The sequence below is a fragment of the Aquirufa echingensis genome (assembly GCF_042714525.1).
In the GTDB taxonomy this organism is placed as follows: domain Bacteria; phylum Bacteroidota; class Bacteroidia; order Cytophagales; family Spirosomataceae; genus Aquirufa; species Aquirufa echingensis.
Window position 1 is genome coordinate 13,509 of the sequence record NZ_JBBKYA010000003.1, and the last position, 13,899, is coordinate 27,407.

Genomic DNA, 13,899 nt, shown 5'->3' on the forward strand with positions numbered 1-13,899 from the left:
CTAGGAATCCCCGAAAGCTAATTCTCTTTGAGAGTTAGCTTTTTTTTTGCCCCATGCTTTTAAATTTTGTAAATTGAAGGCTAATCGCGTTATATGTCATCTGCTTTATTCCCTCTTCCTGCGCATTTTGAAGCCATTTTTCACGAGGCGTCCATCGGTATTATCGTCACCAATGCCTCTTTTGAAATGATTCTTTCGAATGAGTTTGCGCACCGACTCTTCGGGTATTCTGAAGCGGAATTATTAGGCCAAAATATTTCTATTTTAATTCCTAATCACCTGAAGCACAAACACGAAGGCCATTTAAGTAAAATTAATCACAGTCCTGTCTCTCGTCCTATGGGTGTAGGTCTTGACCTGAAAGCCAAACGCAAAGACGAATCCCTCTTTCCCATTGAAATTTCATTAAGCCACTTTAAATCCGGCGACCAAATATATTACATCGCCTTTGTCAGCGACGTAACACTCAAGCGCAAAGTGGAAATGGAATTAATTCTGCGAAATCAAGAAATTAACCAATTGAACGAATCGCTCGAAGCTGAAGTAGAATCCCGTACCCAAGCACTACAAAATACCCTCGAAAAATTAGAGATTCAAACCAAAGAATTGGAATTGTCTCTTCAAAAGGAAATTGAGTTAGGTGACCTCAAAACGCGTTTTGTCTCCATGGCTTCGCATGAATTTAGAACTCCACTAACCTCCATCCTTTCGTCGGCTTCTCTGATTGAGAAATATATGTTGTCGGAAGACCAACCCAAACGAAGCCAACACATCCAACGGATTAAATCATCCGTCGCCCATTTGACTGAGATACTCGAAGAATTTTTGTCCGTTGGCAAATTAGAAGCCGGTAAAGTAGAAGTTCGACCTGATACATTTGTGGTAAGCGAATTCTTAAGTGATTTAGTAACCGAAGTGGATGGGATGCGTAGGCCGGGCCAACAAATTTCCCTGAGCCTTCAAGACGATTTAAACGATTTTGTTTCGGATACTTCGATGTTGCGTAAAGTACTGTTGAACGGATTATCAAACGCGCTTAAATTCTCGCAAAAAGACGTTTTTCTGAAAGCTTCGATGCATGATCAATCACTTTACATGGAAATCATCGACCAAGGAATTGGCATCAGCGAAGCCGATCAAAAACACTTATTTGAACGCTTCTTCCGTGGTGGAAACGCAAATGTTATCCCCGGAACTGGACTTGGGCTTCACCTAATGGATCGCTACATGCGACTGCTCGGAGGAGAACTGAAATTACGAAGTGAACTTGGATTAGGAACTACATTGACCATCTCATTACCCCGATTAAGCTATGCCAACTATAATACTCATCATTGAAGATAATGTCGATATTCGCGAGAATACTGCCGAATTATTGGAATTATCAGGTTATCAGGTCGAAACAGCTTCCGACGGCATCGAAGGGGTTCGTCTAGCTAAAAGCATTTTACCCGATGTCGTGATTTGTGATATCATGATGCCCAATTTAGATGGTTTCGGTGTTTTGCAAGTCTTTTCCAATCAACCGGAATTAGCTCGCATTCCATTCATTTTCCTAACTGCCAAAACAGAACGGGCAGACATGCGAAAAGGCATGGAAATGGGTGCCGACGACTATTTGACTAAACCTTTTCAAGAAGTTGAACTACTCAAAGCCATTGAATCTCGACTGAAGAAACAGCGTCCCTCAGTTAGCCCAGATCCCCAGTTGAATCAGGCAGATTTAGCTTTTGCTGAAGAAGCACTGGCTTTTTTGGATTTTGAACACTTCAACGCGGAGAAAAAACAACAGAACCTATCCAAAAAATCCATCATCTACTCTGAGGGTGATTCCCCTAATCGTTTGTATTACTTAGTAAAGGGGAAAGTAAAAACCTATCATACGAATCGGGAAGGCAAATACTTTATCACCTCCTTTGTCAAGCCAGGTGAATTTTTTGGCTTTGTTGATATTCTTGAAAATCAATTGTACCGCGAGTCGGCAGAAGCCTTAGAAGAAGTCCAAATTTTAAGTATTCCAGTGCGCGAATTCAATGAAAAATTACACGATAATATTCATATCGAGATTCATTTCCGGAAAGCATTGACCGGATATTTGTTGAAAAATGAATCCATCTTATTCTCCATGGCCTATCAGTCACTTCGCAAACGCGTTGCTCAAGCTTTGGTGGAATTAGTCAAAACCTATGGCGATTCAGCGGATGGTCCCGTTACCATGCGCCTTTCCCGCGAAGACCTAGCCTCACGCGTGGGTACGGCTACTGAATCGGTTATTCGTACATTAAGTGATTTCAAAAAGGAAGGTCTAATCGACGTCAAAGGTGCCGAAATGACCATTCTCAAACCTGAGCTTCTCGCGAATTTGAAATTCTAAGAAAAAGGATGGCAAATGATTGGGCTTATTGGCGAATGCTGTAAATAAGCCGATTGCGTCATGGCTATTCCCCATGCTCCCCGAAAGAGCAATAGAAAGGCGATGCCCCAACCTAAATATTGAAATAAAGCGCTAAAACGGGTGATTTTTTGAATACCCCAAAGACTCAATTTTAAGGCGGGTAAGGTTGCAATTCCAAAGGATAGCATACTTAAGGCTCCAAACCACGCATTTGATTGTAACAATGCAATACTTAGTCCTCCAATAACAAGCCCACAGGGTAATAATCCATTGCTCATCCCTAAGAAAAAGTAGCCCAAAGCCCCTAGTTTTTTGCCAAGCTGAATAAGTTTTTGACCCACCGACTTATGCAGTAGTTTAAATAGATTGTCACTTAATTTTTTACTCAGTAATAAGACGAGCACCAGTCCCGCAAATACATAATAAATATGCCACCATGAAGGAAAAAGCCAAATGGAACCGAGTTTAGCGACGGAAAAACCCAATATTCCGTACATGAATAAGCGGCCGAGCGTATAGATCAGCATGCGCCCTCTTTGATTACTCCTTTGCTCAATTTGTTGCATAAGCGGACCACACATGATGGCGCAATGCCAACTGCCCGCTAATCCAATAAAAAATGCGTAATACCAGGAGTCCATGACTATTTAGAAATGAATATACGATCTTCTTGTAAGTAGGATTTTCCAGCAACGGACCAACTGACACTACGTTTCCAAGGTCCTGCAACTAAAAAATCCGTTGGGAAAGTCCAGTTTAAACCGTCTTTTGAATTCCATTTTATCGTTTTGTCCTGAGCTGCATTGGAGGGTCTGAAAAACTGTACATTCGCCGAATCACATCCTGCAGGTAATTGGATCAAGATAAATTGATCATTCGCAATGGATTTTACCTGAATTTGTTGGGTAGCAGGTATCGCTTGATTCTGTAGGTTAATTTTTTCTTGGTATGCTTGTCCATCCGCATAATAGTTTTCCCCTACTAATTCGATTTTTTCGTGCGACATATTGATGTAAAAATAGGCCATGAATGCACCGAATAGGACGAATGTGATAATGATTCCATGTCCCCAATGAAACCCTTTCTTTTGTTGATTATTACTCATCTGGTTGAATAAAGCTAGTTTTTAATGTTTCTTCTTGTCCTTGATCATTTCGGATATGAATAGGGATTTTTTCGCCTTGCTTCCAAGCGCCAATTTTGGCCTTAATGAAAAACTCCGTTTTAACCTGTTTCCCTTTTTCAATGTTACCTATCCCCTTGCCTATCCAAATAAGTTCAAGTGGCTTGTCGACATGCACCTCAAACGCCTGATCTTCCATCGATTTATTCAGAATTTCTAAATTATAAATATTGCTCACGGTATGCAATTTTTCGTCCACTTGGAATGTCATTCCCGGTGTGCGCAATAAGGTGGATTCCCAGTTTCTTCGGGTGGCCAACATAAACACCAAAATCCCTATGATCAGTACTAATACGCCCGTATAGGCTCCAATTCTTGTTGTGAATTTTAATTTTGTGCCGGAATTCACTCCATTCAATGAATCGTATCGGATGAGACCTTGCGGTTTATCGATCTTTTCCATGACCGCATCGCAAGCGTCAATGCAAGCTGTACACCCGATGCATTCTAGTTGGTTACTGCCATTTCGTATATCAATCCCCGTAGGACAAACCCGCACACACCAGTGACAATCGATGCAATCCCCTTTGCTTTCTGTTTTGGAAACTTTGCCTCGTGGCTCCCCTCGGACATGGTCATATTGAACCAAAATGGAATTATTATCTAACAATACGCCTTGCAAACGACCGTAAGGACATACGACCATGCATACCATTTCCCTGAAGCGCGCAAACACAAAATAGAAAACAGCTGTAAAGATGAGCATCGCGATCAATCCTTTGATATGTTCAATGGGATTGCCTAGTACGATTTGTAACCATGCCTGTTTCCCAATAATGTACATTAAAAAGGTGTTGGATATCGCAAAAGCTAAAATGAGAAACAAGCTATGCTTGCTGCCTTTTTTGAGAATTTTCTCATTTGTCCACGGCGACTCGTTCAAGCGTCTTTGGGCCTTATCATCCCCTTCGATCCAATATTCAATTTTACGGAAGAGCATTTCCATGAAAATGGTTTGTGGGCATGCCCATCCACACCATATTCGACCGAATAAAACGGTAAACAGACTGATGAAGATCAGAAAACAAACCAAACCTAATGCAACTAAATGAAAGTCCTGCGGAAAGAAAGGCACACCCCAAAAGATGAATTTGCGCTCGAGTACGTTAAACAAAAAGATGGGTTGATTCTTATATTCAATCCAAGGTAATCCAAATAATAGTGTTAATAATAAATAGGAAAAATAGCTTCTTAATTTATAGAATTGACCTATTATGCGTCCCGGATAGATCCAGAGACGTTTACCGTCTTTGGTTTGATTATAGAGATGATTTCGAAAATCATCATTATCAATATTGAAATTTGACATAAAAAAGAAGGTCCGAATTTCACCGGACCTTTTTTAATTAACTAATATGTGGAGGTTCCTCTCGGCAGGTACTTTTATGTAAGATTTTGTAGAGTGGGCAAAATCGAATAAATCCCGTTAATGCGATGATTACAGCAACTAAGTAAACACCCAAAGCGAAATCACTTGGGATTATTTTTGAATAGGCCAAAATTGACAATACAACTGCGATTGCTATTCTAACTACTCGATCCATTTTACCGACATTCTTTCTCATACGTATATTTGTTAAGGTTTATTTTACTTCTTCTCCTTGTGGTTCCTTGGCTCCTGGAGGATTAGTACCTTGTAATGTTAAAATATACGAAGCTACTTTTTGAATTTGCAAAGGATTTAATGTCTTTTCCCAAGCAATCATCCCCTTCTCCGGAATACCGTGCGTGATTGTTTTAAATAAATCCTTGATCCCACCACCGTGAATCCAAAATTTATCAGTCAAGTTTGGACCTACGCCTCCTTGACCCTTATCACCATGACAAGCTACGCAATTTGTCGAATAAATCTGTGACCCTTCTGTTAAATCTTTTGCTTCCTTAACTACGACAACATTGTCCTCATTAACAGAATTTGCAAATTGCTTCATGTAAGCTTCGCGTGCTTTTTCGGCAGCTGCAACTTCCGTTTTGTATTCTGCTTCTTGGATATTGCCATCTTGGTATACATGGTAATATGCCCCATAGATAAATCCGAAAATAATCGTAGAATAAAACAAATACATAAACCATGGGGGCGTCGGGTTATCCAATTCTGCAATCCCATCATAGGTATGCTCCATGATTAACTCACGCTCCTGTTCCAGTGGCTTTAATCCTTTGAACTTTTCCCACCATGACAATTCATCCTCTGCTACCGCCTGAGGATCTTTGGATAGTTTTTTCAATGCTGCATTCAGTTGCAATGTCACAACCAAAATGATGATCCCCGTCAAAAAGATCAAACTAATCAGCCATATTTCCATAAATGTTAAAGCCATAATATTCGATTTTAATTCTATAGTTCGATTTCTTTATTTTTCAAATGGAAGGTTCTTCATCCGTTCCACATGCTTCCGGTCCATCCAAAACATGTAGATACCCACTGCCGTGAAAAATACCATAAAGGTTAATAAGGAGAATATCATATAGGAGTCTGCCCCTGGGATATTGGATATAAATTGCTTAAACATATCTTTATTTTTTAGCGATGTCAGTACCTAATCGTTGTAGATAAGCGATCAAAGCGATGATTTCTTTGTCGGCCCCCACTTTAATCTTTTCTCCCGCCAAACGTACTTGAATTTCCTTCGCCTGCTTATTTAAATCTACCACAGCATGTTGAATTTGTGCATCTGAATAAGGAACACCCAATTTTTTCATGGCATTCAATTTGTCCTGTGTCTGAGAAGTATTTAAGCTTTGCTCATATAAAACTCCATAAGCAGGCATGATAGAACCTGGTGACATCGACTGCGGTTCACGCATGTGGTGATAATGCCACGAATCTGGGTATTTTCCACCTTCACGATGCAAATCGGGGCCCGTACGCTTCGATCCCCACAAGAACGGATGATCGTATACGAATTCACCAGATTTTGAGAATTCCCCGTAACGCTCTGTTTCGGAACGGAAAGGTCTAACCAATTGCGAGTGACAACCGACACAACCCTCGCGGATGTAAATATCACGTCCCTCTAATTCCAAAGATGTATAAGGTTGAACTGCCTCAATCGTAGGGACATTTGATTTTACCATGAATGTTGGGATTAATTCGACCAAGGATCCAATTAAAATCATAATCAAAGACGCAACCAATAATTGAATCGGCTTGCGCTCAATCCAACGGTGCCAGTGTGCGCCTGCTTCTGGTTGTTCATCAATAGCTAATGGTGCTGCTTCAGCCGCTTCATCCGCTAATAATGATCCCTGTGCCATGGTTTTGAATAAGTTGTAGGCCATGATGATTGCCCCAACTAAATATAAAGTTCCTCCCACAGCTCGCATCATGTGCATTGGTAAAACTTGTAAGGTTGTATCCAAGAAGTTTCCATATTGCAATGTGCCCTCGGCAGTAAATTGCTTCCACATCATCCCTTGTGTAAATCCTGAAATATACATCGGAATGGCATACAAGGCGATACCAATGGTACCAATCCAGAAGTGCGTCTTAACTAATTTTTCAGAGAAGAGCGTTGTTTGGAAAATGCGAGGAACCAACCAGTATAACATCGCAAAGGTTAAGAAACCATTCCAACCCAAAGCTCCCACGTGAACGTGTGCTACAATCCAGTCGGTGAAGTGGGCAATCGCATTAATGTTTTTTAAGCTCAACATCGGACCTTCGAAAGTCGCCATACCATAGCAGGTAATTCCCACAACCATGAATTTCAAGATTGTATTTTCACGTACTTGATCCCATGCGCCACGCAATGTCAACAAGCCATTAATCATACCTCCCCAAGATGGAGCGATCAACATGATCGAGAACACAACGCCTAATGATTGTGCCCAATCAGGTAAGCTCGAATACAATAAATGGTGAGGTCCTGCCCAGATGTAGATAAAGATCAAGGCCCAGAAGTGTAGAATCGATAAGCGATATGAATACACGGGACGGTTCGCCATTTTAGGTAAGAAATAATACATCAAGCCCAAGAATGGTGTTGTTAAGAAAAAGGCAACTGCATTGTGGCCATACCACCACTGAATCAAAGCATCCTGTACACCAGCATAAACATAATAAGACTTAAATGCCGAAATAGGCAATTGCATAGAATTCGTCAGGTGCAAAACTGCAACTGTAATAAAAGTTGCGATATAGAACCAAATGGCTACATATAAATGACGCTCTCTTCTTTTGAAGATGGTACCAAACATATTTACACCAAAAGTCACCCAAATCAACGTAATCGCAATATCTATCGGCCATTCTAATTCTGCATACTCATGCGATGTCGTAATACCTAAAGGCAATGTTATCGCCGCTGATACAATGATTAATTGCCAACCCCAGAAATGGAGATTTGATAAGAAATCACTGAACATACGCGCTTTCAATAGTCGTTGCAAGGAATAATAAACACCCGCAAAGATGGCATTCCCCACAAAAGCAAAAATAACCGCATTGGTATGTAATGGACGAATACGGCCGAATGAGCCATATTGGGTGATGTTTGCCGCTGGTTCAAAGAGTTGGGTGGCGATGATTACACCGACCAACATACCTACGATACCCCAAATGATCGTAGCAATGGCAAAGTTTCGAACGATCTTATTGTCATAAGAAAACTGTTCTAACGTGGTAGTATTTGTGCTCATAAGCGTTTATTTGTTAATTTTTTTGCTCTTTTTCCTCCAATAAAATACGCATACTCGGTGTAACTAAATCATCTTGCTGACCCGTACGTATCGACCAAATAAATGCAGCCAAAAATCCAATGGCCATCAGTAAACTCAATCCAATCATGACGTACATAATTTCCATAATCTTCTTATTTAGCTAATCAAAATTCCGCTTTTTACTTTAATAAAATTATGACCTTTGTCAACTTTTCATTTTTCTATATATGATTTTAAGCTTCTGCCCTTCAGGTTCATGCCGATATTGGCAATGAAGAGCATGCTGAGTGAGTTTACGGGCATCAGAATGGCTGCAATGAGCGGTGATAGGGTGCCTTGTATCGCATAGCTTAAGCCAAAAAGATTATAGACCAATGACAATAAAAAGCTAGCCTTAATTAACTGTAGGCCAAATCGGGCAAATTTGAGGAATACCGGTAAATGAATGAGTTGTTTTCCTTGTAAGATTGCATCACTAGAAGGTGTGAAATGTAAATGATCTTCAGATATCGCTATCCCTACTTGTGCTTGCTTTAATGCACCTGCATCATTCAAGCCATCCCCAATCATCGCTACTTTTTTACCTTGCGCCTGTAGCGATTGAATGAATTGCATTTTATCCAATGGACTACATTCAAATTGATAGTATGATTCATTAGGAAACCAATCCAACAAAGACTCGGCATGACTTTGCTTATCTCCAGAAAGCATATAAACCTCATAATTTGCTTGCAAGGCATGAATCATATATTCGACTCCCTCTCGATTTTGCCAAGGAAATTCAATGTAACCGATAGGCTCCTCCCCGATTCGAATAAATAATTGACTTTCCGATCGGATAAAATCTTGATGCTTTTCAAGTGCATGTCCCGTGAAGCGCGCGTGGCCAACTTGGTATTTTATTCCACCCTGTTGCGCTTCTATCCCTTTTCCCGGAATTTCCATGATGGATTCCAAAGGCTCGGTGCTGTTCAATTTTTCTGCCTGGAAATGCTTCGTTAATTGCCTAGATAAAGGATGTGTTGATTGGTTGACCATCGAAAAGATGACGCGTTTTTCCAATGGACTTAATTCCCGAATTAAATGAAATGTAGGTTGATCGTCTTGATGTAATGTTAAGGTACCTGTTTTATCAAATACAAGAGTGTCTACTTGTGACATCCGTTCGAAAGCTTGAATATCCTTGATAAAGAAATTGAATTTTGCCATCCAACGAATGCCATGTCCTAGTGCAAAAGGATATGAAATAGCCAAAGCACATGGGCAAGCAATGACCAATACACTGACAACTGCGTTTTGCCATTTGCTAGGATCATGTTGGAACCAATAAACACCCACCACTGCGGCTAAACTCAATAGTACAAGGGTAAAATACGCCCCTACTTGATTAGCAAAGTTCTCCCAATTTTCCGTTTTGTGATTGGGGTCTTTAAAAGCCTGTTGTTCCCATAATTGGGTGAGATGACTTTGGTTTAACGCTTTTTTGATTTCAATCTCAATCAATTCCCCTTGATGTCTTCCGCCGGCATACATCGAATTGCCAGGTTCTAAGGTAATATATTCACTTTCACCTGTGACAAAACTATAATCCATTTGGCTTTTACCTTTTACTAATATGGCATCGGCTGGTATGATTTCCTGATTTCGAATAATAAGGTGATCGCCAACTTCGATTTCCTCCAAAGGACATGTTTGCTCTTTCCCTTGAATTAGCTTACTGATAACTAAAGGAAAATAGGATTTGTAATTCCGCTCGAAAGAAAGAAAATCGAAGGATTTTTGTTGGAACCATTTTCCAATTAAAAGAAAAAATAAAAGACCCGAAACTGAATCGATATAGCCCGCGCCTGTATGAGAGAAAACCTCGTAAACACTCCTTAAATAACCAACTAATATACCTAATAAGATCGGTAGCTCGATTGTCAACTTTTTTAATTTCAAATGCGACCAGACATTTTTGAAATAATCTGAACCCGAATAAAATACAGCGATGCTACCTAATGCGATATTGATATACCCAAACAAGCTTTTTAAGCTTCCTGACTCAATTCCTAAATACTCTGGAAAACTAAAAAGCATCGCATTGCCAGCACAAAATCCAGCAATGCCCAATTTTAAAAACAATTGATTTTGTTGGCTTGAGAGCTTCCTTTGTTGGGCCTGCTCCTCTCCTGAATCTATCAAAGGCTCATATCCCAAACGGGCCAATAAGCTTGCTAAACTGCCAAGGTCAATTTGGCCCTCCGTAAACCAAACAGTTAATTCCTTCTTACCAAAATTTAGATTTGATTTCACCACAGCGGGCTCTATTCTCGCTAAATTCTCTAATAAATACAGGCAAGAACGGCAATGGATTGCAGGTAAATGAAAATGTACTTTTGAAATCCCTTTATTCGAAAAACTAATTAATTGATCTCGGAAATGGGGATGATTTAGGAAATCGAAATTTTGGGCTGATGGAGCTTTGCCAGGATTAATGTCGCAAGTATAATAATCGCCTAATGCATTTTCGGAAAGTAACTTGTAAACCTGCTCGCATCCATGGCAACAAAATGACTTTTGGTCGTATTGAATGATTTCCTCATCACAAGTTTCACCACAATGAAAACATGCTGTTTTCTTTTCAATTACTGGACTGTCAAGTTCAATTAGCATATAGCAATACCTTATGAAGACAAAGATGATTGAAAAAGTAGTGGATTTATGTGATAAATCACACCAATTAACCTGATGATTGTCATAATTCTTATCAGATTATGCTCCTACTTTTGAACTGTCAAAATGACGAGGCATGGAACAGTTTTTGGAAACAGGAAAAAAGGTATTAGCGAGTGGGATCGAGATTAAATATCTCGCCGATGAATTTTTGTTCCGCCAAGGTCAGAAGGCTGAATTTGTATTTTACTTACACTGTGGTTCTATTTTACTTGAATGGCCCAATGAAAATAAGAGCTTGTTAATCGCTAATAAGCCTATTTTCATTGGTATCCAGGAAGTATTACATGCTGGGAAATATGCGTGTACGGCAATGACTACAGAAAAGTCCGAGTTTCTCGTTTTTGATCGAGCCTATTTTAATCAATTGATTACTGAATTTGACCATGCAAAAGATTATTTCGAATCGATGATGTTGGAGTTTACAAGCCAACTTGATTTGCAGACCGTCAAAGTATAAATATAGAGTGGTAAGTTAAATGGGTTTAAGCACCTGCTGGATTTTGTCTGGCAGGGCTTTTTATGTTAAGGGGCTATCTTTTTCCTTTTTCAGTGTATTATAAACCAAATTGTCCATCAAACTATTTAACCATTTGTTTAAAAATACGGTCAATTTACCTTGGAAGGTTAATACAAGTGTTTTCTTTTTAGCTTCATAGGCTTTTCTGATTTCGAAAGCTACTTCCTCCGCCGACATCATTTTGTCTTCCTCGCGCATCGTTTCTCCAGCAATACTTCCATCACCTGTTAAGGATGCATTTCGAATATTAGATGCCGTAAATCCTGGACAAGCCGTTAACACATGAACGCCCGTTCCAATTAACTCAGTGCGTAATGCCTCCAAGAATCCATTCATCGCAAATTTTGATGCGGAATAACCCGTGCGAACGGGTAATCCTCGATAACCAGCAATCGATGAGATTCCAATGATACCTCCTTTACTTTGTTTTAAATATGGTAGGGCAGCATGTGTCGCATAGACAGTTCCCCAAAAATTAATGTCCATGACCTGTTTAAGAACTTGAAGGTCGACGGTCTCAAACATTGATCGCATCGATATACCCGCGTTATTGATTAATAAGTCGATTCTGCCAAATCGATCAACAACTTCTTGTATCATCTTTCGAGTTTGTTCCTCTGAGCTACTATCACAAACAATGGCATGCTGAAGGATGTTAGCCGCTTGTAATTCTGACGCAGCTTCGTTCAGCTTCGATTGATTGCGGCCAGTAATAACAATTATCGCACCTTGTCTCCCAAATTCAAATGCCAATGCTTTGCCGATACCCGAACTAGCTCCAGTGATGATAACAACTTGATTCTTCATGTAAATTAATTTGCTTACGAAGTTAAGGTTTTATCTTGAATTGGTTGGCTTGCACACATAAAGCCGTATTTTTGTTCACATTTTTAGCAGCATGAGTAAGAAGAAAGAAAAGAAAGCCCCAGTGGTGTTGGAACAAATCGCCATTTTGGATTTTGCCGCGGAGGCGAAATGTATTGCCAAAGTGAACGATGAGGTAATTTTTGTGCAAGGTGCGGTGGCTCCGGGTGATATCGCCGACTTGCGTATTATAAAGTCAAAGAAAAGCTTTAAACAAGCGCAAGCAATTAATATACAACCACTTTCTAAACATCGTACCGAGGTTGCTTGTAGTCATTTTGGGATTTGTGGAGGCTGTAAATGGCAGCATGTTTCTTATGAATCGCAAACGGCATTTAAGGCCCAACAAGTTAAAGATAATTTGACACGTATCGCGAAGGTGAAATTGCCAGAATTTCAACCCATTCTAGGATCCGAAGAGACATATTATTACCGAAATAAACTAGAATTTACATTTTCCTGCGCGCGTTGGCTGACAGAAGATGAAATTGGTAAAGAAGATTTAGGCAACATGAATGCGTTGGGATTCCATGTTCCGGGTCGTTTTGATAAGATTTTGCCCGTAGATCATTGTTACCTACAACCAGATCCTTCAAATGTGATACGTAATGGTGTGCGTGATTTTGCCATTGCGAATGGGATCTCATATTATGAATTGAAAAACCAACAAGAGGGCGCTTTGCGTAATTTGATTATTCGGAATACGGTTACCGACGAATGGATGGTGACTGTTCAATTCGCCTATGCAACGGAAGAAGAAATTAAATTGGTCATGGAATATTTGAAATCTTCATTTCCAATGATTACATCCCTAAACTATGTTGTTAACCAAAAAGGGAATGATACATTCCATGATTTAGAAGTTGTCTGCTACTATGGCAAACCATTCATGGTCGAAACGATGGAAGATTTGAAATTTCAAATCGGACCTAAATCCTTTTTCCAAACGAATGCCAAACAAGCATTGAAATTATACCAGTTGGTGCGCGAATACGCCGACCTCCAAGGCAATGAGGTTGTATATGACTTATACACAGGAACGGGAACAATTGGTCTATTTCTTGCCAAACATGCGACAAAAGTCGTTGGTTTAGAATATGTGGAGATGGCCGTAGAAGATGCAAAAATTAATGCCGAATTAAATGGGATTACAAATGCGACCTTCTTTGCTGGCGATATGAAAAAGGTGTTAACAGAAGAGTTTATCGCGATTCATGGTGCACCAGATGTTATCATTACAGACCCACCACGTGCGGGAATGGATTTGGATGTAGTCAATCAAATCCTTGCCGTAAAACCAAAGAAAATCGTTTATGTAAGTTGTAACCCAGCTACGCAAGCGCGTGATTTAGCTTTATTGGATGTAGCCTATGAGGTGGATGTTGTTCACCCGGTGGATATGTTCCCACAGACACATCATGTGGAGAATATTGTAAGATTGAGAGTTAAGAACTAAGAACTAAGAGTTAAGAACTAAGAGTTGAGAACTAAGAGTTGAGAACTAAGTGTAAGTTTTGATAAATATATTTAGCCTACTCTTACCTCTTCACTCTTACCTCT

General features: G+C 39.9%; 14 protein-coding genes. 4 read left to right on the plus strand and 10 right to left on the minus strand.

The window, feature by feature from the left end; genetic code table 11:
• Positions 1-93: 93 nt before the first annotated feature.
• Both SKC38_RS05310 and SKC38_RS05315 read left to right on the plus strand, forming a co-directional pair.
• Positions 94-1,338, plus strand: coding sequence for an ATP-binding protein (locus SKC38_RS05310; protein ID WP_377975756.1), 1,245 nt, complete (start codon positions 94-96; stop codon positions 1,336-1,338).
• The gene (locus SKC38_RS05315; protein ID WP_377975758.1) at positions 1,313-2,374 is read left to right on the plus strand and encodes a response regulator; all 1,062 of its coding nucleotides are present in this window, start codon (positions 1,313-1,315) and stop codon (positions 2,372-2,374) included. The genes SKC38_RS05310 and SKC38_RS05315 overlap by 26 nt, the downstream gene beginning before the upstream one ends.
• Here the strand turns inward: SKC38_RS05315 and SKC38_RS05320 are convergent.
• The 9 genes from SKC38_RS05320 to SKC38_RS05360 all read right to left on the minus strand — a co-directional run bounded on the left by SKC38_RS05320 (position 2,371) and on the right by SKC38_RS05360 (position 10,895).
• Positions 2,371-3,036, minus strand: a complete 666-nt coding sequence (locus SKC38_RS05320; RefSeq protein ID WP_377975760.1) for a sulfite exporter TauE/SafE family protein — start codon at positions 3,034-3,036, stop codon at positions 2,371-2,373. The two genes, SKC38_RS05315 and SKC38_RS05320, sit on opposite strands and share 4 nt — an antisense overlap.
• Positions 3,037-3,038: 2 nt before the next feature.
• Positions 3,039-3,500 (minus strand): FixH family protein, encoded by a 462-nt coding sequence (locus SKC38_RS05325; RefSeq protein ID WP_377975762.1) that lies wholly within the window; start codon positions 3,498-3,500, stop codon positions 3,039-3,041.
• Positions 3,493-4,887 carry a cytochrome c oxidase accessory protein CcoG gene (ccoG, locus tag SKC38_RS05330; protein ID WP_377975764.1) on the minus strand — a complete coding sequence of 465 codons (1,395 nt, stop codon included), beginning with the start codon at positions 4,885-4,887 and terminating at the stop codon, positions 3,493-3,495. The genes SKC38_RS05325 and ccoG overlap by 8 nt, the downstream gene beginning before the upstream one ends.
• A gap of 37 nt (positions 4,888-4,924) precedes the next feature.
• Complete coding sequence (locus SKC38_RS05335; RefSeq protein ID WP_377975766.1) at positions 4,925-5,143, minus strand: YgaP family membrane protein; 219 nt, start codon at positions 5,141-5,143, stop codon at positions 4,925-4,927.
• An 18-nt stretch (positions 5,144-5,161) separates the two neighbouring features.
• Entirely contained in the window at positions 5,162-5,899 is a 738-nt protein-coding gene (locus SKC38_RS05340; RefSeq protein WP_377975768.1) for a cbb3-type cytochrome c oxidase N-terminal domain-containing protein, read from the minus strand.
• A gap of 33 nt (positions 5,900-5,932) precedes the next feature.
• Entirely contained in the window at positions 5,933-6,091 is a 159-nt protein-coding gene (locus tag SKC38_RS05345) for a hypothetical protein (RefSeq protein WP_377975770.1), read from the minus strand.
• Positions 6,092-6,095: 4 nt separating this feature from the next.
• A complete protein-coding gene (ccoN, locus tag SKC38_RS05350) occupies positions 6,096-8,219 on the minus strand; it encodes a cytochrome-c oxidase, cbb3-type subunit I (protein ID WP_377975772.1) in 2,124 nt (707 codons plus the stop codon).
• A gap of 13 nt (positions 8,220-8,232) precedes the next feature.
• Positions 8,233-8,385, minus strand: a complete 153-nt coding sequence (ccoS, locus tag SKC38_RS05355) for a cbb3-type cytochrome oxidase assembly protein CcoS (protein WP_377975774.1) — start codon at positions 8,383-8,385, stop codon at positions 8,233-8,235.
• Positions 8,386-8,453: 68 nt separating this feature from the next.
• A complete protein-coding gene (locus SKC38_RS05360; RefSeq protein ID WP_377975775.1) occupies positions 8,454-10,895 on the minus strand; it encodes a heavy metal translocating P-type ATPase in 2,442 nt (813 codons plus the stop codon).
• A 136-nt stretch (positions 10,896-11,031) separates the two neighbouring features.
• Between SKC38_RS05360 and SKC38_RS05365 the strand changes: the two genes are divergently transcribed.
• The gene (locus tag SKC38_RS05365; protein WP_377975777.1) at positions 11,032-11,415 is read left to right on the plus strand and encodes a cyclic nucleotide-binding domain-containing protein; all 384 of its coding nucleotides are present in this window, start codon (positions 11,032-11,034) and stop codon (positions 11,413-11,415) included.
• Between the two features lie 60 nt (positions 11,416-11,475).
• Here the strand turns inward: SKC38_RS05365 and SKC38_RS05370 are convergent, their stop codons facing one another.
• Entirely contained in the window at positions 11,476-12,282 is an 807-nt protein-coding gene (locus SKC38_RS05370; RefSeq protein ID WP_377975779.1) for an SDR family oxidoreductase, read from the minus strand.
• A 91-nt stretch (positions 12,283-12,373) separates the two neighbouring features.
• Between SKC38_RS05370 and rlmD the strand changes: the two genes are divergently transcribed.
• Positions 12,374-13,795, plus strand: a complete 1,422-nt coding sequence (rlmD, locus tag SKC38_RS05375) for a 23S rRNA (uracil(1939)-C(5))-methyltransferase RlmD (protein WP_377975781.1) — start codon at positions 12,374-12,376, stop codon at positions 13,793-13,795.
• Positions 13,796-13,899: the final 104 nt, after the last annotated feature.

Bases quoted from the DNA above. Each gene is read 5' to 3' on its own strand.
- SKC38_RS05310 (WP_377975756.1), top strand. From the start codon at position 94: ATGTCATCTGCTTTATTCCCTCTTCCTGCGCATTTTGAAGCCATTTTT.
- SKC38_RS05315 (WP_377975758.1), top strand. From the start codon at position 1,313: ATGCCAACTATAATACTCATCATTGAAGATAATGTCGATATTCGCGAG.
- SKC38_RS05320 (WP_377975760.1), bottom strand. From the start codon at position 3,036: ATGGACTCCTGGTATTACGCATTTTTTATTGGATTAGCGGGCAGTTGG.
- SKC38_RS05325 (WP_377975762.1), bottom strand. From the start codon at position 3,500: ATGAGTAATAATCAACAAAAGAAAGGGTTTCATTGGGGACATGGAATC.
- ccoG (WP_377975764.1), bottom strand. From the start codon at position 4,887: ATGTCAAATTTCAATATTGATAATGATGATTTTCGAAATCATCTCTAT.
- SKC38_RS05335 (WP_377975766.1), bottom strand. From the start codon at position 5,143: ATGAGAAAGAATGTCGGTAAAATGGATCGAGTAGTTAGAATAGCAATC.
- SKC38_RS05340 (WP_377975768.1), bottom strand. From the start codon at position 5,899: ATGGCTTTAACATTTATGGAAATATGGCTGATTAGTTTGATCTTTTTG.
- SKC38_RS05345 (WP_377975770.1), bottom strand. From the start codon at position 6,091: ATGTTTAAGCAATTTATATCCAATATCCCAGGGGCAGACTCCTATATG.
- ccoN (WP_377975772.1), bottom strand. From the start codon at position 8,219: ATGAGCACAAATACTACCACGTTAGAACAGTTTTCTTATGACAATAAG.
- ccoS (WP_377975774.1), bottom strand. From the start codon at position 8,385: ATGGAAATTATGTACGTCATGATTGGATTGAGTTTACTGATGGCCATT.
- SKC38_RS05360 (WP_377975775.1), bottom strand. From the start codon at position 10,895: ATGCTAATTGAACTTGACAGTCCAGTAATTGAAAAGAAAACAGCATGT.
- SKC38_RS05365 (WP_377975777.1), top strand. From the start codon at position 11,032: ATGGAACAGTTTTTGGAAACAGGAAAAAAGGTATTAGCGAGTGGGATC.
- SKC38_RS05370 (WP_377975779.1), bottom strand. From the start codon at position 12,282: ATGAAGAATCAAGTTGTTATCATCACTGGAGCTAGTTCGGGTATCGGC.
- rlmD (WP_377975781.1), top strand. From the start codon at position 12,374: ATGAGTAAGAAGAAAGAAAAGAAAGCCCCAGTGGTGTTGGAACAAATC.